We start from the raw sequence: 22,118 nt of genomic DNA, 5'->3' as shown, positions 1-22,118 counted from the left end.
GTCCACACTCCCTACGTCCGGTGGGCAGCGCAGAACGATCAAGGACTAAGAGAGGCTCCTCCTACGCCGCCAGCAACCGATGCTTGGCGGTGAGAGAGGACCAAAACGGGGCTGAGCTGGGCGATCCCGTCGAGCGGGACCAATGAAGGAGGGAGCTGTTGCTGTGGTCCGCACCGCGGACTTGAGGTGGTTGACCGACAGCATCAGAAGGTTCGAAATCAGCTCGTCTCTTGGCGGATTGGCTGCGGACCGTACATCCCAGGGGCGCTGCCCCTGGACCCCGCCAGGGGCGAGCGGCCCCTGGACCCGCATCGCGGGGGCGCTGCCCCCGACCCCGGCAGGGGGCAGCGCCCCCTGCACCCCGCACTGGGGGCCTACTCGCCCCCCAGACCCCCAGCGCCAGGCCCTTGGCGGCCTGGACCAGCCCACCCCACGCGCCCTGCGCCAGCTCCTAACGTCGCTGACGCACCACTCGGGCGCAGGGCGCCCTCCTTGGGCACATGGGCCTGCCGGAGGTCCACCCGAGGTAGCGGCCAGGCCAGGGGGGTGCGGGATGCTGTAGATGCTCGACAACGTGGGGGTAACGAACAGTGGTGACGGCGGGCCCTGGGTAGGAATTAGGGCGCGCGAGGTTGGAAGAAGCGCGATGAGGTGCTGGGTAGAGCGCCGTCTTAGGTACAGCCGTTTGGTGCTTGACGCCAATGAAGCCGTAAGGTATCACGCGTGCGCGCACGATATAAGAGCTGGAGCTCCACATCGTTGCAGGTCAGGGACTTGTTACCGGCAAGTAAGGTACGCCACAGGCCACATATCGACCGGTCAACGTAGCTTCTCGCGAGCCGTCGGGAAGGGTTTTGCAACATATAGTTGCATCACGGGCGAGGTGATGCACAGGACGCCGAAACAACAAGAGGTGCCCATGATTCGAACTGACGATCCATGCCCAGTCGGGACGTCTCGCGCGCGAGACGGGTAGGTACCTCAGGGGCTACATTCGACACGCGGGATGCCACTATGCATGGCGTCTTTGCCACTTATAGTTGCGCTGGGTAGGGTGCTAATCGTCTGGTATCGATCATGAGGAGCACATGCACCCATGTCAGCACTCCCCTCCGAGGACCCGCAGCGGCAGCGGGCTCCCGATAGAGAGGCAGCGCCAAAGCCGAAGCGGAACGCACCTGCACCCAGCTCGTACCGCAGGCCTCGCGGCATCCCGAGGACCAAGCCGGCCACGATCGTCAAACTCCCTGAGGGCCATCGCGCGATCGTGGAGAAGAACCCCACCAGCGTGGGGTTCCTCGGCGGCGCCTTCAGCATGGACAGCCTGGAGTTCCTGAAGTGGATGGCGATCTACTTTCACGACGACGTCGCGTGCCTGCGGTCCCTGCTCTACCTGATGGGGAGCCAGGAGCCAGGGGGCACGATCAGGGCGACACAGAAGGAGATCGCCCACGCCCTCCAGCTCAACCGAGTACACGTCAACAGGGCCATCGGTCGTCTCTTCGGCCTCGGACTAGTCCACATGGTCCAGCGAGGCCTCTACCAGCTGAATCCACAGGTTGCGCTCAGGGGTGGGACGATTGAGGTAGAGGAGCCTGGTCGAGCCGCGACCAGGAAGCCTGCAACACGGAGAGTCGATCAACTCGAGCTCATCGAGGCATTGGCTGAAGACCCGGCTGTCCCTGATGAGTTCACACAGCTCATGCTTCCCAACAGGGCACCGAAGAAGCCCAGAGCGTCGGAGGGATAGATGACAGCTCAACCTGCCGAGGAACACGCTCCGGAACTCTGGACGTCTCCCAGCGCCTTCGCTTACGTCCCCAGCGTTCCCGGGCCAGCACTCCGCGTGATGCTGTTTCTACTGGGCGTGCAAGAGCCGGGCGGCCGCATCGTCATCACGCAGGAGCACATCGCGTCGGCGCTCGGGATGAAGCGCTCAGCTGTCGGTCTGAGTCTCCAACACCTTCAGTTTGCTCGGATCGTCCGGAAAAAGCGGCAGGGTGTGTACCAGCTGAACCCGCAGGTGGCTGGCTTCACCACGCCGGCCGAGGCTGAAGATGCGATCCGGCAGATGGACGAGTCGTTCTACTTGGATGTCGAAGACTTCGAGGAGCGCTACCAGGCCGCCGTCGAGGAGCACCAGGAGGCGCTGAAGCAGAAGGCCGCGATGCGGAAGGCGCCTGTCCTGCCGCCCACGGACTTGGTCGCACACCGTCAGCGCCGCAGCCGCCGGGTTCGAGCAGCCGCGGCCGAGTAACCCAGTTCAACAAACACCGGGGCCCCCGCAAGAGCGGGGGCCCCGGTGTGTCTGGTATCGGTGAGAGTGTAACCACCGATACCAGGAGTAGCTAGTCGATCAAAACCCCTCCAGCCGGGCATCTGCCTGCCTTGGCACTCGCCGAATGCGCAGGGCGGGGATATTCGACCGGAATCAGCCCTTCGACCTGCAACTGAAGCAGGTCTGACGAGCGAGCTCGCGGGTGACTCGCACGTGCGACAGAGAGCGAACTCGGACGGTCCCTGGAACTGCGAGTCTGCCTCGAGCTGTGGCTGGAGCTGTCCTGCGATACATCGCTCCCCCCAACGGAACTCGTTAGGCATGCCGTGACGAGTGCGCCCAGTGCCGCACGCGACTATACATGCAATTTACACTCACCCATCTATGGTCCACCTATCTTGTCGATGAGGCGAGACGGGGTGGGAACCAGCCCTCGCCTGGTTCCCACCCCCTCGTACGCCGCGCACAGCCTAGTGCGTGGCGCAGTTGCCAACAGCAGAAGGCTTGATCCGCCACGGCGGTCCCTCACACAGCCTCTAGTCAGGGCTCGGACGACGGCCCTGACTAGCTATCGGCGCCTGGAACGCTTGCGCTTGAGCTCGGGCAGGAAACTGTCCAGTACTTCATTGATGAAATGGGAGCGATCCTTGAAGCCTGCCGTGGGCCATAGCTCGTCAATCTGCCCGAGATTGGCGAAGGTCGGGCGCCACGACAACTGATCGGTCCTGCGGCGCTCGCGCGATGTGCGCCGCCCTGGAGCCTGGATCGAGAGGAAGCCCCCTGCATCCTCCTCCTCGTCACCAGCCTCCTGGCTGAGCTCTTCCAGCTTGTTCTGTGCAACAGCTTGGTTGATAGCCCGGAAGACGACGACGGTATTTGACGGCTCTGACCCGCGGATCTTTTGATCGAGCTTGTAGGCGTTGAAGCGCTCCAGGACCTCAACGTCGACGATGGAAGTGACCTGCGTGAACCGATTGTCAGACGCACTCGTGTCAGCGGGCTCGTCTGATTGGCGCGGAGGAGCCGCCGGCGCAGAGGTAGCAGCCCGAGGCTGCGGCGGCGCGGCTGCAGGCATCGGAGCGGGAGGGCCTTGCGCGATGGTCGCAACAGTCCCAGCAGGCTGTGGCGGGCCAGCTGGCGCAGCCTTGGTGCTGCTACGCGTAGGCCCCAGTGCGCCGGAGGCGAGCGCCGCAAGGTCGGCATCGTCCTCTGGGAGGCCTCCCCGCTTGCTGCTTTCTCGGCCGTTCTCCTGCTGGGGAGTCACTGTTCAGAACCTCCAGTGCTGTTGACTTTCGAGATGGTCGAGAGGATCTCAATGGCGAGAGACCGGTAGTCCTTCGCCAGATTGACCACCGAGTTCATGACCGACGGATCGACACCTCGGTCAGACCTCTCGGCCAGTTCCTGCGGCACGAGGCCGTTGGTCCGGCAGGCAACTGCAGCTGCCTCTACGTGCCGAATGGAAGTTGAGAATACCTCTGCGATGCCCTTGAGGTCTCCTTCGAAGAACTCCCTGATGTTGCCAAGCACCTTCTTCGCACTGGAGTTGACGCCGAAAAGCGCGACTCCAAGGAAGGCGATTGCCGGGTTGTGAACCCTGGCCTGCACCATGCGGCGGGCAACGGTTCGAAGTCCCTTCCGGGAACTGGGGTCACTCTTCGCGGGAATGATGACCATGTCTCCGGCTGTGAGTGCCTGGAGCTGCAGTGTCTCGTACCCAGGGGCTACGTCGAGGATGACCAGATCGAAGTCCTCGTCCAGGTCCTCCAGGGCAGCGGCGTACATCCCCATCCATGCGTCTCTCGAGAGAGAGTCCTCGTAATCCCGGTACGCACGCTTCTGGATGTAGAGCTCTTCGACGATCTGCTCAAGCAGATCGCCCCCTGGGATGACGTACAAGTTATCGCGCACCATCCCCGTGGGGACAAGCCGCTTGCCGTTGAGGATGGCATCAACCTGGGCTTGGCCGTTGTCGAAGAACTCAGTGCCAAGGAAGCCGAGGTCCTCGGCGTTATTGCCCTGGGGGTCCATCTCGACAAGAGCCACCTTGCGTCCGATGGAAGCGCAGGTGACGGCGATGGCTGCGGCCAGGCTGGACTTCCCAACGCCGCCTTTGCCGTTGATGATGACCAAGCGCATACGCTTGGTGGCGATGGACTCCGCGTTAGCGAGTCGCTTCTGGATTGCGTTCCAAGCAGGGCCGATGTCCGCAATCTCAAGTGTCGTAGTAGCCATTTCGCGATCCTCCTCTTCCACTGGGCTCTGACGTGTTGTCAACAGTCCACTGGCGCATGCGTTGACTGCGCCGATGTGTGCTGCAAGAGACACCTGATCCACGAGCAGAGGATGCGAGCAGAAGCAGGGTCAACCACAGGGCAGGAGGATACATGCCCCCTGGCCGCCCTTGGTGCAGGAGAGGAAAGTTTCACCTGCGTGTCACGGGCGGCTTGGTACATAGGACACCAGATCCGACTGGGCGATCGCAGTGCGGAAGGGGTTGAACCCGAGCGATGACCCTAGTGGAACATCGTGCACAGGGCATAGCGCGCTATACGTTGCAAGCCCTAGCACTTGACTAGCTCTTTACTACTCTTCAAGGTTCAAAAGGTGCTCTGACCTGCGGAAAGGGTACCAAGAAGCGGAGCTCGGCGCACGCCGTTTGTGATCGGCAGGTGCGTGATTGCGGTGCACGAGACCGCTTGCATGACCGCCACGCTTACGGGCCCTCGCGAGTCTTCAGAGGCGTCATCGAAGGGCACGTCCTTTCGATCTCAAGCTGGGAGTCGCCCGTAGCGAGCCGCCGCTCATGTGCCCGCCCCTCCCAGAAGCTCACCCCCGCGACACGCTGGCGATGATGGCCAGTCCTGCTCCACTCTGAACGCCGCAAACAGCCGAGTTCGTTGGCCACGGTTCGGGTCACCGCTCCTCGAGAGTTGAGGGTCACGGGGAAGGCATACGCAAGGTCACCGCAGCGTGAGGATTCTGGACTTGACCTCAACTCCGCCCGCAGTGGCATGACGTGAATGGACGGGGAAACAACCGCCGCGTGGCTCGCCCTTGTTTACTCGACTGATCACTTGACTCAGGCGCGAGATCACCAGCGGGCGCCTCCTACCGAGGGTTGGCGCGCGGCACTGCGCTACTGGCTGCCGATGGGTAGGACGCGGAAGATTGTGGAGCCGATAGGTCGATGAGTGGCGTGGCGGACATTCAAGTACTGCCTTCCCGAGGAACGCCGTCCCGCTGCCGAGAGGGGCCCCGCTAAGGATGGAAGAATCTGCTCGGAACCCCAACGGAGGAGGCTGGCGTGTGTGAGTGCCGGCGGCTCTAGAGGCGCTTCAAAGCGCCACCCAACTCGGCCCGCACGTCCGGGGCACAGGCCCTCGGCTCCTCTCCTAGGACGTGAACTGTGACGTGATGCAGCCCCGAGCTCCTGCGGATGCCCCCCTGGTCTCCCCCATTTCTGCGACAACTCACTGAGCCAGGTGTTGCTGGCGGTGGCGGCGGGAGGCTGATTCGGAACAGGAGACAGTTCGGCAGGCAGGAGCAAACAAGGCATTGCTTCCGACTCGAAGGATGTCGGTCTGGCGTCACCTGAGGGGAAAGGTCGTGGAACGTGCTTCCATCGGAGTGAGGCAGACCGGCCGTCCTCCGCTCCAGCGGCACGCTTTCCTGACCTCGAAGTGCCTCTCTCGGCCTCTGCGACTCTTGACAGGCGTCGCCATGGAAAAACGATCGCTGTAAACGAGGATCAGGAGGAAGGCGGGATCTGTCGGAGGATCAGGGCGACCCTGGAATGAGCAGCCCATGCCGTTGCCCCGTCCCATGGGTCAACGGCCAGTGCCGCCACACCTGGCTTGTGCCCGGGTTCGCCTGAGTGCCGATGGATGCCCGGGCAAGGGGTGTCGATCCACTGGTGAGGTCGACCTGGGGGATGGCGTCAGAGTCACCCACTTGGCCGCACATTTGATGTAGCGGCGTGCACTTGGGGAACGCCTCTGGAGGATCTGAGCACTTCGGTGAATGCGGCAAACGGGTCATTTCTGGCGCGACAGCAAGGCTCTGACCTGCAGTTTTGTCGGAATTCTCGCGAGACGGCCTTTCGGGAGGGCGTCCGGGTGATTGCTTGTCCGGTGACCTGGGAGGCGCGCAGGCGGGCTCTCAGGCGATTTCGCTTCTCGGTCCGGACGTAGCTGACGCATGAAGTAAGGGGTGAAGTGGCTTATCCCTGTTACGCAGTCCCGAGGGGTGGGTCATGCGTAAACGCTGGCAGCTCTCCTGGGGGAAGACGTTGCCTCCAGCTTCCCTAAGTGAGTCCACTGATGCGTCTACACCCAAATCCAGCGTCCGTCATTGGCCACATACAGCCCTGCGATGACCTCCCCGGTGCTGGGGTCGATAGCGCAGCCGTCGGCACGCACGTGCTCGGGCAGGGCCACGGCTGGGTGGGGGAGGGGGGACTGCTGTGCGTTGCGGCGGCGCTCGGCGAGTCGCACTTGTTCGAGGCGCCAGTGGGTTCGTTGCGCCTCGTGATGTCGGCGTCGTCGTTCTGCCGTGCCAGCGGTACCCAGGCGTTCGGCAGTCTCGGCCCAGCTGGCCACGGGGTCGGTGCAATGCTCCGTTGGTGCTCCGGCGCCTTCCAGGGCGGTGGGGGAGAGGTGGTAGAGCTCTCCTTCGTGGCGGACGAGGCCGAGTTCCTTGAGCTTTCCGAGCTGTCGGTAGGCGGTGGGGCGGGAGATGGAGGCGCTGGCCTGGAGTTCGGTTCGGCTCTGTCCGTCTCGCTCGGCGAGGGAGGCGAGGATGGCGAGTCCGCTGCTGCCGAGGCCGTGGTGGGCGAACGCGTCGAGGTGCATGAGCTGGCCGGCTGTCCGGGAGTCGATGTCGGCACCGGTGTCGGGCTGTCTCACGTCTGGGCCACTCATGGCCCCCCCAGCCTCCGGCCCTTTGGGGGTGGACCAGTGGTGAGACGTGGTGGAAGGTAGGTGGGAGATGAGCATCCAGCGGGCACCTTCGGTGGGGGAGCCGTTGTCGAGCTGGCGCAGCATCTTGGCGGCCAGGAGGCGCTGGTTGGAGGTGTGGGCGGTGGTGCGGCTGCAACCCATCCTCTCGGCGAGGTCGCGTTCGGAGACGGTGTGGTCCCAACTGCCGGACCGGGAGCAGATCTCCATGCGGGCGATGAGATTGCGCAGGTCGGTCTTGCCGGCGACGCCTTTCCAAGGGGTGCACTCGATGCGGGCGCGGAAGGCCGCCAGAGCGGCGTGGAAGTCCTGGCGGGTGGCGAGGGGGTCGGTGGACTGGACGTACTGTTGGGCGCCGTCCCAGGCCCGCTGGAGCCAGGCTGCGGCCATGTCGTAGCCGCGGCGGTGCTGGAGGGTGCGGGCGTGCTGGCCGGCCTTGTACGGGCCGTCGAGCATGACCTGGAGGAACGAGGCCCGGCTCCACCCCACACGCACGGCGTCGGCGGCCAGGGCACGGGTGATCGCCCAAGCGTGGTCGGAGGAGGAGGAGTTCTTGCCGCCGCGCTGGAGGTTGCCCATCGCGTACGCGGCGTCCTGGTCGCCGAGGACAAGGAGCTTGTGCATCCGCGCGGACAGAGGTGGGAGCGGAGCAAGGAGACCGGTCCTCTGCAGCGGCCGTGTCCCAGAGTGGTGTGCGCCAAGGCCGGAGGAGGCCACCCTGGCCGGCCTCGCTGGCGCGTACGCGGGCCGCGACGGGGACGCGGGAGCGGTCCGGGCAGGGCAGTTGCGGAGCGGCAGTGTAGGCGATGCTGTGGCGAGGGGGAGGGTTGCGTTCGCGCTGACCATGGTCACACCACCCCCGCTGAGATCCGCGAGGGCGTGGCGGAGCATGTCCACGGGTTCAAGGGCGGTGCCGCGGCTCCGGCCAGAGGGCTGAGCTGTGAAGCATGAACAAGGAGGCTCGAAGGGAGGGCAGAACAGGATATTTGGGGCAGGGGTGAGTGACAAGCGGCAGCCGTCTGCTGCATCATGAACGCGATCCGTTCCCGGTGTTGTGGAACGTCGAGACCCCTGGCAGGGGTGCGAGCTCCGGAGTGGGAGTGATTTCGCCCGGCTGCTTCGGTGAGGAGAAGCCGGGACTCGCTCGACTGGCAGGTCGGGCGATGGCGAAGGGCCGGCGGTTGATGAGGTGGTGGCACACCGCATCGAGCGCGAGGCCGGGCCCGTGTGCGTGGGCAGAAAGCACCGGGCCGCGGGGGAGCTAGGTCATCGGATGCTCCCCGTGCACTTGTCTGTCGTTCCTGGCTGACACGTCGTCCTCCTTGGTTGGGTGTGGCCTGCGTCGAGGCCAACGTGCGTGCGCGCCCGACAGCGTGGACCGCTGTGCGGGCGCCGAAGGGGCCGTCGTGGGGCTCGTGAAGGGGCGGCGGCCGGGGCTGGGTCACGCGGCCTGAGCGGCCGCGAAGCGCGGGTGGGTGATGACGACGCTGCTCTCGATGGCCGCCTGGACGGCGTTGCGCATCAGGCGCCCGTAGGCGACCACGGGGTCGCCCTGGGCGTGGTCGGGGGCCAGGATGCTGATGGCTGCGACCACGCGGGGTTCCGCGCCGGGCATGGCCGGCGCGCCGGGCAGGCGGCGGAGCGGAACGGAGACCAGGGTCCAGCCAGGCAGCGGTGATTCGGTGAGCGCGATCTGGGCGACCCGAATCTGCCGCAGATCCTCGCGCAGCGGGGCGTCGTGGCCGGCGAGGTTGGCGAGCATGACCAGGCCCGGCGCGTCGGAATCGAGGGGAGCTCGTCGCAGCCGGTCGACAGCCCGGGGGACGTGCGCCAGTTCGCGGCGCAGGCGCAGGTCGTGGGTCCCGGCGGCGGCAATGCACAGGCGCTCGCCGGTGACGGGGGAGTGGGTGTGCAGCAACACTGCCTGCTCGGTGCGGCTGTGCAGTCCCTCGAGGAGGAGGGCGGTGTCCAGCAGGGGAGTGGCGCTGGGGTGCACGAGCCCGGGTGTGTCGGTCGGGGCGGTCGCGATGGGGCGCAGCTCCCAGTATCCGAAGCGGGGCCGGTAGCAGACCTTGGCCTTGAAGAGCTGGAGCAGTCGGCGCCGCACTTCCTCCTCGTCCATGGTCGTCCGGGCGGTGATGTCGCGAGCCTTGTGCGGACCGGGGCCGAGCTGGAGCAGGGCATGGAGCACTGCGTTCGTGCGGTCGCGCTCCTTGCGCTGATGCGAACTACGTGAGCCGATGTCCACAATTCCCCCCGTTGTGCCGAAACAGCACGTCAGCCGGGGCAGTTGGTGCTGTTGGTCTGTACACAAGATCTCTATCTGGGCGCACGTAGGGATGACCAGGAACACCCCTTTCCGGAAGACCCTCTTCCTGTGACGGATTGTGAGGAGTCAAAGGAAGGTTGCGACGAAAGCTGCCAGTATCGGCGCATTCGCCCTTGTAGCTGTACGTCAGATGTGTGGAATCTTTCACGTTTTCCACGGGGCAATATGTCGATACATAGTCGTCGCCCTTCGCATGAAAACGTGAAGCATGTATCCGCCTAATCCGGCATAGGAAGCAAAAGGTTCCACGACTGGTGTAGGCCTCTGCCCGCGAGCCCGCTTGCCGTGCAGCACTGAGTCACGCCCGGCTTTCTCTAACTAACCGCAATTCGCTAGTCCTTGAGTAGTTTCTGCCGACACGTTCACATCGGTGCAGGTGTGGCGTCAGGGTGGAGTGCGCCCGCGGTGAGCTTGATCGGCGGAATCGCCCCATCACCGTGGCCTGGGTCCAGCTCGTCTATGACGACAGCCGCAGCCCGGTAGACGGCACGGCACAACGCTCGGCCGGGAGGGTCCTCCTGGCTCCACCAACGACCCCTGCGAGCCGTCACATCCAGCAACTCCGACAGCTCGAGCCCAGACAACCGAACGCGCACGAGCCCGGCACCGGCTGATTGTTGCATCCCCTCGGCGAAGTGCACGGCGCCGTGCTGGCGGGCGCACCGGGTGAGCAGCGACGACCACACCGACGGAGCACACAGCAAATCGATCCGAGCGATGCCCGCGGCGATGTTCAGCCTGCGGCGCCGCGGCGGCCACTTCATTCTGTCCCTCTCTCGGACCTCGGTAGCCGCCGACGAGCACGCGGCATGGCATTTCCCCACCCCACCTACACACGCGCCCGGCATCCACGAAGGCCGCTTGGCCCGCCTGGTGGCAGCGGGCGGGATCCGATCTCAACTGCTGTTCCCCCCGGCGGGAAGAAGAGCGCCGACGCTCCGATCACCGCAGCGCCTCGGGCACGCTGGGCCTGACCGCACCGAACCAACCGTCCAGAAGGGGAGACGTCGCGGCAGGCGGGCGTGAGTGAACAGCCGCGGCCAAGGGGCCCACCGGAATCGCAGCGCCGCTCCACCTCCTGGTCCTGCATAAATCCCAAGCTCGGCGCCACGAACAGCACCGTCCACCCGACCGTCCACCCGGCGGTTGCTCAGATCAGGAGGAAGAATGCACAGCCAGCCAGCAGGGGGAAACGCGGGCTGGGCCCCGAGCGCACAGAGCCAGCCGACCAACGGCGATGAAGCCGCTCCCGACCACGGGCCCTTCGCCATCACCTATACGGGCCTGGCCTGGTACGGACATGCCGCTCCCGCGCCCACACCGTCGGAGACGATCCCGGCCGTTCCCGCGGCCCCCCAACCTGCAGCTTTGGTGCCCTGGGCCACCCAGCCCGCACAGCGCCCCGCGCACCCCGATCCGTTGCAGACCGTGCAGCCACCCGCACACCACCCGGCCTCGACTCCGACAGCCGCGTACCCGCAGCAGGGGCCGCCACTGGAACAGGCCGCCTACGGATACCCGCAGCAGGGGCCGCCGCCCGTACAGGGCACCTACGGATACCCGCCCGCCGTCCCCCACCCCGCGGCTGCCGCAGTCCCCGCGTTCCCGCCTGCGGGCCCTGGGCCCGGGCCTGCGGCCTGGCCGCCGCAGCACACCGCGTCCGCCGCCATGCCGACCACCGCACCGGCGGCGGCCCCTGCGACCCCACACATGCCGGCGCACCAGGCGCCTCCCGGACCGGCGCAAACACCGCTGGGGCACAGCGCTGCAACCGAGTTGTCCTCCGAACGGCTCCTGCGCGGTGCCCCGCCCAAACCGCGAAGCGCGCGCCCCGGAACCCGCCCGTCACGCTTCAGGATCGGCGGTGCGCGGGAGGACGCCGAGACGCAGCGCAAGCTGGAGCTCATCCGCACCCCGGTCCATGCCTGCTACCGGATCGCCGTGATCAGCCTCAAGGGCGGCGTCGGAAAGACGACCGTCACCACGGCGCTCGGGGCCACGCTCGCCAGCGAGCGCCAGGACAAGGTCCTGGCCATCGACGCCAACCCGGACGCCGGGACCCTCGGACGCCGGGTGCGACGCGAGACCGGAGCAACCATCCGCGACCTGGTGCAGGCGATCCCCACCCTCAACACGTACATGGACATCCGCGCCTTCACCTCGCAGGCCCCCTCCGGCCTTGAGATCCTCGCCAACGACGTCGACCCTGCCATCTCCACCACCTTCAACGACGACGACTACCGCCGCGCCATCGACGTACTGGGCCGCCAGTACCCGATCATCCTCACCGACTCCGGCACCGGCCTGCTCTACAGCGCGATGCGCGGCGTCCTCGACCTGGCAGACCAGTTGATCGTCGTCGCGACCCCCTCGGTGGACGGCGCCTCCAGCGCCAGCACCACACTGGACTGGCTCAACGCCCACGGCTACACCGACCTGGTCAGCAGGGGGCTGACAGTCGTTTCCGGAGTACGCGAAAAGGGCAAGATGATCAAAGTGGAGGACATCGTCGCCCACTTCTCCGCCCGATGCCGCGGCGTCGTCCCGGTTCCCTTCGACGAGCACCTGGCGGCAGGCGCCGAAGTGGACCTGGACCTGATGCGGCCCAAGACTCGCGAGGCATACCTGGACCTGTGCACACTCGTCGCCGAGGGCTTCACCACCCGCGGGGCCAGCACGCCGGCCGCCGCTCCCGCCGTCCCGCCGGCATGCCCCTTCCCGCCCCAGGCAGCCGAGCAGCACGGCTACGGCATGGCATCCGGGTACACGCAGCACAGCCCCTTCCCGCAGCAACCGCACTGAACGCCCGGCGCACAGACCAGGGCGAGCGCGGGCAGCGCGAAGAGATGGGAGGCGGAAAGTCCGTCTCGGAGGAGAGGAGTTCATCCCGTTTCCCGCCACGCGGGATGCCCGGCGCACCGGGTTGGATGGGCCTTGTGTGGCCGGAGGCTGTTCGGAGCCACCGCCGCCACTGAGAGCCGCCGAACCCCGCGCCTACGCGGCGCGCGGGCCGCAGCCGTCATCGGGCTGACCGCCGCCCTGAGCCTGGCGGACTGCGCGAGCGGCGCTCCCTCGAAGCGACCGCGCGCCGGCCTCCCGCCAACCCTCCGTCAGCGCGAGCCCGCCGCAGGCAGACCAGCCACTTCAAGACCGCCTTTGTGAACGCCGGGCACTACAAGGGGCGGGTGAGGCATGGTTCACCATGTGTCGTCAGTGGTCCCCCGCTGCCGGCCGACTGCACCGTCGGCAGCAGTCGGCCGACAGCTTCGGGAAGGGGGACGGGCGGAAGACCGCGTACGCGCTCTCGCAGCACGACAGGCTCCCGGGCACAGGTGGGGTCGTATCGTCGTGTTCGGCCAGCCTTCGTGACGACGCCCCCACCGGCATCCACTCGTTGTGCTGCGGGCTGCCTCTAGGAAGCCTGTCCCCCGACCCCGACGGCGGCGACTGCGAGGGTGGGCTGGGTCTCGTGGTCAGGGTCAGAGGCCATGATCGGGTGGCTGAGGAGAAGATCCTCCGAAACGGCCTGCGCGTTGGCGAGGAGCAGGCCGTGGGGCTCAAGCTCATCGAGCACGAGCTCGATCGTGTCGTGCATCGTCCAAACCTGAGTATCCGTCAGGCGCCCTTCTACGACGAGGTCTCCTGTGTGAGCGGCTATGTGATGCAGTGCGAATAGCCGGTGCAGGGCATACAGGAGGCGCCTGGCCTCAGGGTTGGTTGCTTGCTGAGCGGCCTTCAGCATTTCCTGGGCTGCGAGGAAGGGGGCGAAGGCATCCACCAGCCGGAGTGCGGGCAGGACGGTCCGCTGGAGGGCGTTGCCAGGGCGGCGACTGCGGCGACGCGGGCGGGTAGCGCCGTCGTCCGTCTCCTGCGGAGTCTCCTCCGTTCCACGGAGCCGCTCGGCGGCGCGGTCGCGCCATATTCGAGCGACGTCGCCGAGCAGTTCCTGTAGGGACTCAGGGGCGGAGAGGTCACTCGGCTGGGGGCTGAGCTTCTTGCCGGTGAAGTGGCCCATGACCAACTCCATGCCAGCTTTGATCCAGATCACCTTATTGTCGCCTTCCGCGGTGATGGCACCCTCACCCGCCGCGCGCTGGAAGGCGATGCCGTTGGCCAGGAAAAGCCCTTGCGCTCCGCAGCGCTCGCGGCACTCGTCCATCACCTCGCGCCCGCGCCAGGTGATCCACCCCTTGGTGATAGCGGCAAGTCGTTCGGCGTCGGCGCGTTCCTCCGCCGTGGTGGCCTGCTCCCACGAGCGGACCGCGGAACGGTGGAGAAATGTCGCGGCGTAGGTAGTGGCCAGGGCTTCGAGCAGTGGCGCGTGGTGGCTTCGGTGGTGCCACAGCGGGACGCTGCCGCCCCTGGTGCCGCTGGAGGTGTGCCGGGTGTGGGCGTAGCGGACGGCAACGGTCAAGGCGTGGCGGGTGGTACCCAGGAGGGAGGCCTGCATGCACAGTTTTCCGTCGGTGACCCGCCCCAGTGAGCTGTGGAATCGCTTAAGGGCGCCCCCGACGGTGCTGGTGTAGATGCCTTCAGGCGTCAGCCGGCCGCGATCGGACTGCACCATCGCCTCGTATGGCAGGCGGAGGCGGGTGAAAGTCGTCATGCAGTGGTCGAGGGGGGCGCTCGCTGTCTGTGGCAGGCGCTCGATGGAGATTCCCGGCAGGGATTCTCCGGTTGCATCATCGTGGAGATCCACGAGGAAGAGGTGCACGCCCTCGTCCTGGTCGGCGACGATCAGGCGAGCCGCGACCAGGGCCGTCTTGGGGCCGCCGGTCGAGCTGGTGTTCGGCATGAACTTAGCCGCTCCAGGTCCTGGTGTGTGCAGGACGAACTCGCGACTGGCAGGGTCCCAGGTGGAAGTGGTTTTCAGCTGCGGGGCGTTGTTGCCGTAGGCCCGTTCCGTGCAGAGGAAGACGCCGGTGCGGTCCATGGCCACGTAGGGGCGTAGATCGTATCCGTTCGTGTCCTCGAAGTTCGTCAGGCTTCCCAGGAAGAGGTTGTAGTGGATGGTCAGGATCGTGCCGAGTCCTGGGTCGACCGGACCTACCCACTCATGCAGGGCAGTGAGCCGCGATGGGTCCTGAGCGAGGGTTTCGGGGCTGTGGGGGCTGTCCAGAAGGAGTTTGTTGAGATGACGCAGGCGTTCGTAACTGAGCTCCATCCGATCCTCGGGCGGCAGCTCGCGGTGGTGGAAAGTGCTGGTGCTGAAGAAGTCGCGCCAGGGCCGGTGGATCTGGTCGAACTGACCGTCGAAGAGTGCTCGGGTAAGGTCTGCCGCAACGGAGTGGTCCTCCTGCGCAGGAGTCTGAGTGATGATCACTCTGTGGACGATATGGCATGCTCCTGGCTTGGTTCACCATGATCATTCCCACGATTCCGCGGTCTTGAATGGTGGTACGTGCCCGACGCTCCGGCTTCAGACGCATGCGTTCCTCCTCGATTCCAGGACGCGCTGAGTGGCGGGACCCTCGAGAACGGCGCCGAGGGAGGACGGGGGCGAGGCCGGGGCGGGCTGTGGGGCGCCCATGGAGGAGCCCGCCCCGCCTGCAGCGTGAGGTGGTGCTCAGCAAGGGGACACTGTCCGGTGTCACGCAACTCGCACGTCTTTGCCTCCTCGCCGCCCCGGGCGGCTTCCATCTGCCGTCTTCCGGTCGCGGTCACGTGTACAGCATGCGATGAAAGGACGTGATATCGGGACTGTGTCCGCTGATGACCTGAATGATCTTGTCCCGATGTGTGTCGTAGGCGGCCTGAGCATCCACCGAGAGGAAGAATTCGACGCCGCCACTGCGTCGCGCAGCTGCGAGTGCTTCAAGCAGGCCGGGCGGGGGGATCGCCGTGAGTACCCCGAGGGCCCTACGGTAGACGTTGGCAAGGTGTTGGGGGACCAGGGTGCCGAAGTCGCACAGTTTGTCCGACGTCAGATGCCACTGGAAGGTGACCAGCGCGACGAGGTCGTCTTCGGCGATGTCGATGACGTGCATCGGTGTGAGCGGTTGGCCGTCCGCCCGGTACAGGGACACTCCCTCCTCCACGGGCCGGCGTTGGTCCAGGAGTTCCTGCTGGCCTGGGAGCGCCGTCGCCCGCCAGGATGTGTGGGGAAGCACGAGCTGTCGTACGTCCGGCGGTAGTTGGTACAGGATCCGGTCGTAAGCAGCATAGGCGTGCCTGACCACCAGTTCTTCAGGAGGCGCGTCTACCCTGGAGTCCAGCTCATGCAGAAGGGGGTCATCAACGGTTGCCCAAAGTTCAGCCCAGAAGGGATCTTGGGGTATCACTACGTGCATAGAGACCTCCCGCGTTGTGTAGGAGTCAGGATGGGCTCACGCAGAGGCGTTGAGCGCTGCATCGTGATCGTCTGGCATGAACGGCAAGGTGATGAGTGTCGCGGCGGATGCCACGGCCAGAAGTGGTCGAACCCTCCTCGTGCCCCACTGTCTGTGCCTGAAGGGCAGGGCCCGGCCGCCGATTCCGGAGTCGGCTACCAGAATGTGCTGGGCAATGGGATCGTCCCGGACCACCTGACGTATGGCGGTGAGGGGGCCGGAGGCGGGGCGGTGCACACCGGCGGGCATATAACCGGTCGGCGGGCGTGGCGTCCAGGCAGCTTTCCGTGGCCAGTTGTCGCGAACGGCCTGGTCGAGCAGTGTCCACCGCCCCCAGTTCTGGTGGGCGGATGCGGCCATCTCCAGGAACGCTGAGCACGCGGCGACAATCGCCCCGTCGGCATCGAGGACGATCGCCATCTCCCCATGGCCGTCGACCATCTCCTGCCAGCAGCCGGATGACACTCCCGCTGTCGCGGGCGGCTTCGCACCGGAGAGGCCGAGTTGAGCGATGCGTACGTGCTGTCCGTTGAATCCGAGGAGGCACGTCATCCTCATGAACGTCTCGGCACAGGGCTGTTGAGCCCCGCTTTCAGTCCCCTGGAACACGCCGGAGCCGGGGTCGAGCAGCCAGTAGATGTCGCTTGGGCGTAAGCCCGTTACCTTCGGGCCTGCGGCTCTGGACGGCCTTGCCGGCAAGCTCAACTCCTTCCGGGAGCGCCGTCCACGGTACAGGCGCAGAAGCATGCGGAAGGGCCTGCCCTGAGTTCCCACCACGCCGTTCACCTCCGTGCCGGAGCAGCACAGGACTTCCACCCTCGCAGGTCGCACGTTTCGGCGCCGTGGACCTTCCTTCCCCCTTGTGGCAGCATGCAAGAAATCCAACCATACGCCTGGTCGGTTTTGAAGTCTTCATTCGCCGCCCGGCCGTGTGCTAATGAACGCCTCGCAGACAGGCCCTGAGCGTTCGGCCCCGCGCCGCGATCCGCTGCGCCGGATGGCCGAGCCGGGCCAAGACTGCACAGCGGAGGGAGAGTTCGTGCCACGAAACAATGCCGTGCCGGGGACTGACCGACCTGTATCCGCGGGCCAGGCAGAGGATGTGTCCGACAGCCGTGCCGGCGGAGCCTCACCCGCCGCGGTCTGTCCGTTGTCCCTGGGGAGGGTTCCTGGTCGTGATCCATTCATCGACACCGAAGAGGCACGGCGGCTCGGTCCGTGCCCGACGGTTGTCCTGCCGGGCGGCCTGAAGGCGAAGCTCGTCGTTGACCAGGGGCTGGCCCGCAGGCTTCTAACCAGTCGCCTCGTCAGCCGAGACGCCTGCCTGCACTGGCCTGGCTACCGTGAGGGAACCAGGCAGCGGCATCCGCTGATCGAGAGCTGGGTCGGCACTGAGAATGCCCTCAACTCCTACGGGGAACAGCACAGTCACCTCCGAGGGCCCATCGCGCGAGCACTGTCCAGAGGACGAGTCGAGAAGATGACGGGCGTCATCACCGGCGTGGCGGACGACTTGCTTGACCGTATCGGCTCCTCGGCACAGGCCGATGTCGTCGAGGACTTCGCCATGCGGCTTCCCTTGGGGGTGACATCGAAGCTGCTGGGCATCGAAGAACGGCGCGAGGAGGACTTCCGCCGGGCGATGGCAGCGCTGTTCGACACCACGGGCCCGGCCGATGCAGCTGAACGCCGGCAGGCCATATCCGACCTGCTACGGGAACTGATCGAGGCCAAGCGGGCGCGGCCGGGCGATGACCTCGCCACAGATCTCCTGCGCGAAACCCATGCCACACGGAGCGCCTGGACTGCACAGCAGCTCCACGACCAGCTCAAGCTCGTCATCGCTGCCGGTATCGAGACCACCGTGCACGGGATCGGCTCGCTGATAGTCAACCTGCTGCGCCAGCCGGAGCAGCTGCAACTGATCCGGTCCGGTCAGGCCACGTGGGACCAAGCCTGCGAAGAGAGTCTGCGGTTCAGGGGGCCTGCCGGCGCCGTGCCTCTGCGCTTCGCTGTTGAGGACATCCACGACGCGGCGACCGGTGAGCTGTTCCCAAAGGGCCAGCCCATACTCATTGACTTTGGAGCAACTGGCCGTGACCGGCAGGCGCACGGAGCGGACGCCGACCACTTCGACATCATGCGGAAGCAGGCTCCGCACCTCGCCTTCGGAGCCGGACCCCATTTCTGCGCGGGTGCCGCACTCGCCCGCCGCGAGATCACGGTGGCGGCCGCCCGGTGGTTCGCCAGGTTCCCGACGTCTCATCTGACAGCACCCGCCGAGAGCCTGACTTTCGTGCCGTCCTGGATCGTCAACGGGTACATCCGCATCCCTGTCCGCCTCGGCGCCCAGAGCGCCGTTGTCGACGCCTGACGGGAGCCCGGCGGCGGTCCCCAGCCGCCCCGGGCGCCAGGCTGCGTCTGGCTCACACCACGTCGCGGGAATGCGCATCAGCACAAGGAAAGGCTCTTCTGGCCGGTGGCGGGACCTAGCGCGCCTTGCCCGGCCGCGGCCGGGCAAGGCGCACAGTCCTAGCTATAAACTGCCGCATTGGCCTTGGCCTTCGCGTACAGGGGATGCGAAGCGGCCAGGTCTCTGCCCCGCTCGATGGTGAGATCCAGCTCGCGCTGGATCTCAAGGCGCACGCCCTGGACCACCATGTTCCGGTTCAGACCGTAGATGTCCTGCGGGAGGTTCTCGGGCTCGCTTCGCCGAATGAGGTCGTAACCGGTGAAAGCCGCAATCCACGTCTTGGACATCTCTTCGGGATCAATCCAGGGGAGGAGCTCTCCCCTCTCGTGCGCCTTCTGCAGGACCTGCGCGATCACGGGCTGATAGTGCCGCCATATCTTCCCGAAGAACGGTGTGCCCGGCTCGGTAGCCAGTCGATGCGCGGCCCTTACCGCAGGCACCTCCGGAGTCAGCGCGGCCAGACGACTCGACTGGTCCACCACCATCTGCACCCAGGAAAACTGGTCCGGTAGCACAAGCCCAGACGCAGGCATGGACTCGTCCCTGACCGCGCCTTCATCCATGACCGCCCCGGCAATCTCCTCTTTACTCCTGAAATGGTGGTAAATTGCACCCTTCTTGACGCTCGAAGCTTCAGTGATGTCATTGATCGATGCGGCGTACCCCATGTCGGCGAAGACGAGAGCCGCCCCATACACCAGCCTCTCGCGCGTCGTGCGGGAACGAACTTGCTGTGGCCCTGACATTTCTCCCCATTCCTCCACGCGTTCGCGGCACGCCAGCGAGCCACTGCTCGAACAGCACGCTGAACTCGGCGCGACCCAACTTTGCGACACACTTGGTCACTCGAACGCCCGATCTCAAATGTTGCTCGCTCCAACGTTGTTGCATTCCCGCTGAGATGAGTGAATCATGACCCATGAAATCAGACCAGGCACCCGGTCGGTTTTTGCCCCCGGGCCCCGCACGCACAACCGGAACAGCCGTCAGGTCAGCCAACGTGCGCCATGACTGCCAATGGCCAGCCCCTGTGTGTGCGTCCCGGCCCGACGAGCCCGCGCTGCGGCCGGGCGGGGCGGCCGGCCGCGGGGCCGTTTGACGTACGGGGAGGCGCTGTGACGACCGGGATCCATACCGGAGTAAAACGAACAGCAGATCCTGACAGTCGTGCTGCGACCAGAGCTGGATCAGCGGCTGCCGGGGGGGCGTATGACCGGGCCGCAACGTCAAGGGGAACCGGGGCGGACAACGAGGAGGCCTTGGCCGCGGAGATGCGGGCCCATCGCCTGCATCTTTTCCTCAAGGGCCGTCGTGATCACCTCGAACTGAGCCAGGAGGCCGTGGCCGCGCGCCTCGGGATCACCTCCCGGGCTTACGGGAACTGGGAACGTGGCAGGGTCAAGGAGTGGACAGACGAAAAGCTGTACTTGCTCGCGGACGCCCTTGAGATGACCGAGTTCCAAACCGCCCGCCTGTTCTGGTACGCGGTCGATCGGGCCCCGCAACCGTACCTGCGCGCCATGTTCCGCAGCACCGAAGCGGAAGACACGGCCACCTCGGCCTTCCTCGGCGACTACAGCGTCATGATGGACGCGCTGTCGCTGCCCAGCTTCGTCATCGACCAACGGTGGGACGTGAGGATGGCCAACAAAGCCTACCGCGACCTGTTCCGTGATGTGCGAGCCCACCCCACCTCGATGCCTTCCGCCAACTTTCTGCGCTTCGGCCTGTTCCATCCGGACGCCCCGGGCGTGCTCGTGGACCACCTGAAGTGGCAGTTGGCCATGCTCGCGCAGCTCTCCTCCAGCCTCGAGCGCCACGACGATGACGCCGGACTCCAGGCCATCCGCCGCGACGTCTATCTGTGCCCCCCGCTGCGCGACGCCTACCTCACCGACATGCCCAACTGGGTCCTGGGTTCCGGCGCCGACCTGGTCCACCACGAAGGCGCGGTCCGCGAACTGCGTCACCCCGATGCGCACGTTGGCCTCCAAGGCTGCCGGCTGGTCGAGGAGACCCCGTGGTCCCTAAAGGTCCTCGGACTGATGCGCCTCACTCTGGTGCTCGTGGACCTCGATGGCAGGTCCATGCCTGAAAGGGCTCTTCGCGTGGTCAGCGCTCAGCCTGACCGGCAGGTGCCGGAGCGCGCTGCATGAGTACGGCGGCCCCGCCCGCCGTGACGACAGCCCCTCGCGCAAGGGCGACGGGCGCACGGGTGCACAGTGGCGCGACATCGCGCGAGTCCGCAACATCTGCTTCAGGCAGGCGTCAAGGGCCATGTGCAGGCGCATCGTCGGCGGCAGCTGGGCGACCCGCCCGCATGGCGTGGCGCCCTTCCATCGCCCAGCAGGTCGCGGGCGGCCGGAGTGGCGGAGGCTGAGAAGCGGGGAGGGCTCGATGTCCCGGCACACCGCCGCGCCGTGTCCGGCACCAGGCGAGCGCAGATGCTTCTGGCGTCGATCCTTTCGTGCTGTGAGGCTGCTGCCCGTCCCATCCGTGATGACCCAGAGCATCCCGACTCTCCCGATCTGGGAGGACGAGGACGGTTGACCGGCGAGCGGGTCGCTGGGACGGCCCGACCCGAGGGAGACCACGTCCCACGACCAACGCCGGGTCCAACCAGACCCCGTGCTCGGCCCCGTCGCTGCGGCCGGATCAATGATGTACGGCGCAACGGGATCCACCGAGTTGCCGAACTGCCCCCTCAACACCTGAGCAGGCCCGTCTGAGCGTCGAGGAGGTCGGCCAGCCCGACAGTGCCGTCGCTGCTACGCTGGTTTCGAGGGAACCGAGGATGCGGCGCGGACAGACTGTGCTGGAGGCATGAAGGTCTCAGTCAGTACACACTTGATCGAGTTCCGGCCGGTGTGGTCGCAAAGCCGCCCCCCGGACGCAGTGCACGTGCAGAGCGCGAGCCCCTCAGCTCGCCAGGCGCATCGCGCCGCTTCCCAACTCGCAGCGGGCGCTCAGGCGTGCCGCACAGGCCAGCGCGGCGGCAGCGTACTCCCGACGATTGCGTTCCATCTGCGGGCGCAGTCCCATGACCACCATCGATCCGTACACGGTCGAGCCGCGCCACAGCGGCACCCCGAGCATCTTCCAGTCCAGCAATGGCGACTGGGTGAGCACGTAGCCCTCGGAACGTATCTCCCGCATGAGGTGGCTCTGCGGAGCACCGTCGAGGTGCGAGAGGATCGCAAGCCCGGCGGCGTCCGCTGTGAGCGGCGCGTACCGCAGGGCCACCTTGGTGTCCACGTCGGCGTGGTTGAACGCCGCCTGGAAATCGCTGCGGCGACCGTAGGTGTGGTTGAGCATCAGCCGGCCCGGTGTGTCGTCGATCAGCACCGCGCTGAACGCCATGGCCACCTGGGCGGTCTGCCGCTGCAGTACCGTGGTCTCGCGGTCGAGTGCACTGTCATGCGGCAAGTTGAGGTGGACGCTTGCATCCGGGCGGTGGTTGGCCACGTCGGTGGCGATGCCGTAGCGGCCCGGCGCGCGATAGATCAGGTGCTTGGCCTCCACCCCGGCGCGCAAGATGCGGTGGACGGTCGACTTGGTCACGCCGGACTCGTCGATGATGCGCCGCAGCGGGTGCAGCCCGGGGCCCATGCTGTTCAAGGTCTGAAGCACGAGATAGACCCGGGCATGGGCGGTCATACCCTCGTCCACCGTGTCGGCGGACTCGACAAACTCGGTGCCGATCACTGACAGTCCTCCTGGTAGGCGGTCGCGGGGCTTGATCCCGCCGCAC

The 22,118-nt window shown here is 66.3% G+C and carries 14 protein-coding genes; 5 read left to right on the top strand and 9 right to left on the bottom strand.

The genetic code is table 11. The features are described 5' to 3' along the window. The first annotated feature begins 1,267 nt into the window (after window positions 1-1,267). Entirely contained in the window at window positions 1,268-1,750 is a 483-nt protein-coding gene (locus ACGF2V_RS20605) for a helix-turn-helix domain-containing protein (protein ID WP_362708185.1), read from the top strand. A gap of 99 nt (window positions 1,751-1,849) precedes the next feature. Further along, the gene (locus tag ACGF2V_RS20600) at window positions 1,850-2,257 is read left to right on the top strand and encodes a replication/maintenance protein RepL (protein ID WP_362708183.1); all 408 of its coding nucleotides are present in this window, start codon (window positions 1,850-1,852) and stop codon (window positions 2,255-2,257) included. Window positions 2,258-2,846: 589 nt separating this feature from the next. Here ACGF2V_RS20600 and ACGF2V_RS20595 read toward each other — a convergent pair. From ACGF2V_RS20595 to ACGF2V_RS20580, 4 genes are all read right to left on the bottom strand, one after another. Then, on the bottom strand, window positions 2,847-3,353 hold the full coding sequence (locus ACGF2V_RS20595; RefSeq protein ID WP_362708181.1) for a hypothetical protein: 507 nt from the start codon (window positions 3,351-3,353) through the stop codon (window positions 2,847-2,849). A 185-nt stretch (window positions 3,354-3,538) separates the two neighbouring features. Beyond that, window positions 3,539-4,513 carry a ParA family protein gene (locus ACGF2V_RS20590; RefSeq protein WP_362708178.1) on the bottom strand — a complete coding sequence of 325 codons (975 nt, stop codon included), beginning with the start codon at window positions 4,511-4,513 and terminating at the stop codon, window positions 3,539-3,541. Window positions 4,514-6,606: 2,093 nt separating this feature from the next. Continuing rightward, window positions 6,607-7,860 (bottom strand): helix-turn-helix domain-containing protein, encoded by a 1,254-nt coding sequence (locus ACGF2V_RS20585; RefSeq protein ID WP_362708176.1) that lies wholly within the window; start codon window positions 7,858-7,860, stop codon window positions 6,607-6,609. 817 nt (window positions 7,861-8,677) lie between these two features. After that, on the bottom strand, window positions 8,678-9,484 hold the full coding sequence (locus tag ACGF2V_RS20580) for a hypothetical protein (protein WP_362708173.1): 807 nt from the start codon (window positions 9,482-9,484) through the stop codon (window positions 8,678-8,680). A 1,248-nt stretch (window positions 9,485-10,732) separates the two neighbouring features. On the opposite strand from ACGF2V_RS20580, the gene ACGF2V_RS20575 reads away from it, so the two are divergent. Continuing rightward, entirely contained in the window at window positions 10,733-12,367 is a 1,635-nt protein-coding gene (locus ACGF2V_RS20575) for a MinD/ParA family protein (RefSeq protein WP_362708169.1), read from the top strand. Between the two features lie 610 nt (window positions 12,368-12,977). Here ACGF2V_RS20575 and ACGF2V_RS20570 read toward each other — a convergent pair. The 3 genes from ACGF2V_RS20570 to ACGF2V_RS20560 all read right to left on the bottom strand — a co-directional run bounded on the left by ACGF2V_RS20570 (window position 12,978) and on the right by ACGF2V_RS20560 (window position 16,446). Then, window positions 12,978-14,888 (bottom strand): acyl-CoA dehydrogenase, encoded by a 1,911-nt coding sequence (locus ACGF2V_RS20570; protein ID WP_362708166.1) that lies wholly within the window; start codon window positions 14,886-14,888, stop codon window positions 12,978-12,980. A 337-nt stretch (window positions 14,889-15,225) separates the two neighbouring features. Further along, window positions 15,226-15,591: a hypothetical protein gene (locus tag ACGF2V_RS20565; protein WP_362708164.1), complete on the bottom strand. Its 366-nt coding sequence runs from the start codon at window positions 15,589-15,591 to the stop codon at window positions 15,226-15,228. A gap of 300 nt (window positions 15,592-15,891) precedes the next feature. Further along, the gene (locus tag ACGF2V_RS20560) at window positions 15,892-16,446 is read right to left on the bottom strand and encodes a hypothetical protein (protein ID WP_362708161.1); all 555 of its coding nucleotides are present in this window, start codon (window positions 16,444-16,446) and stop codon (window positions 15,892-15,894) included. 928 nt (window positions 16,447-17,374) lie between these two features. Here ACGF2V_RS20560 and ACGF2V_RS20555 point away from each other — a divergent pair. After that, entirely contained in the window at window positions 17,375-18,268 is an 894-nt protein-coding gene (locus tag ACGF2V_RS20555; RefSeq protein ID WP_362708157.1) for a cytochrome P450, read from the top strand. Between the two features lie 158 nt (window positions 18,269-18,426). Here the strand turns inward: ACGF2V_RS20555 and ACGF2V_RS20550 are convergent, their stop codons facing one another. Beyond that, window positions 18,427-19,113, bottom strand: a complete 687-nt coding sequence (locus tag ACGF2V_RS20550; RefSeq protein WP_362708155.1) for a TetR/AcrR family transcriptional regulator — start codon at window positions 19,111-19,113, stop codon at window positions 18,427-18,429. A gap of 513 nt (window positions 19,114-19,626) precedes the next feature. On the opposite strand from ACGF2V_RS20550, the gene ACGF2V_RS20545 reads away from it, so the two are divergent. After that, complete coding sequence (locus tag ACGF2V_RS20545; RefSeq protein WP_362708153.1) at window positions 19,627-20,523, top strand: helix-turn-helix domain-containing protein; 897 nt, start codon at window positions 19,627-19,629, stop codon at window positions 20,521-20,523. A 763-nt stretch (window positions 20,524-21,286) separates the two neighbouring features. Here ACGF2V_RS20545 and ACGF2V_RS20540 read toward each other — a convergent pair. Continuing rightward, complete coding sequence (locus ACGF2V_RS20540) at window positions 21,287-22,072, bottom strand: helix-turn-helix domain-containing protein (protein ID WP_362708150.1); 786 nt, start codon at window positions 22,070-22,072, stop codon at window positions 21,287-21,289. Window positions 22,073-22,118 lie beyond the last annotated feature (46 nt).

This window comes from Streptomyces sp. NPDC047982 (assembly GCF_043204165.1).
Classification (GTDB): Bacteria; Actinomycetota; Actinomycetes; order Streptomycetales; family Streptomycetaceae; genus Streptomyces.
The sequence above is the reverse complement of the archived record's forward strand: the minus strand, read 5'-3'. Positions and strand labels throughout refer to the sequence as shown.

Coding starts and splice junctions, on each gene's coding strand:
- ACGF2V_RS20590 (WP_362708178.1), bottom strand. CDS start 4,513: ATGGCTACTACGACACTTGAGATTGCGGACATCGGCCCTGCTTGGAAC.
- ACGF2V_RS20555 (WP_362708157.1), top strand. CDS start 17,375: ATGACGGGCGTCATCACCGGCGTGGCGGACGACTTGCTTGACCGTATC.
- ACGF2V_RS20585 (WP_362708176.1), bottom strand. CDS start 7,860: ATGCACAAGCTCCTTGTCCTCGGCGACCAGGACGCCGCGTACGCGATG.
- ACGF2V_RS20595 (WP_362708181.1), bottom strand. CDS start 3,353: ATGCCTGCAGCCGCGCCGCCGCAGCCTCGGGCTGCTACCTCTGCGCCG.
- ACGF2V_RS20550 (WP_362708155.1), bottom strand. CDS start 19,113: ATGTCAGGGCCACAGCAAGTTCGTTCCCGCACGACGCGCGAGAGGCTG.
- ACGF2V_RS20600 (WP_362708183.1), top strand. CDS start 1,850: ATGCTGTTTCTACTGGGCGTGCAAGAGCCGGGCGGCCGCATCGTCATC.
- ACGF2V_RS20560 (WP_362708161.1), bottom strand. CDS start 16,446: ATGACGTGCCTCCTCGGATTCAACGGACAGCACGTACGCATCGCTCAA.
- ACGF2V_RS20575 (WP_362708169.1), top strand. CDS start 10,733: ATGCACAGCCAGCCAGCAGGGGGAAACGCGGGCTGGGCCCCGAGCGCA.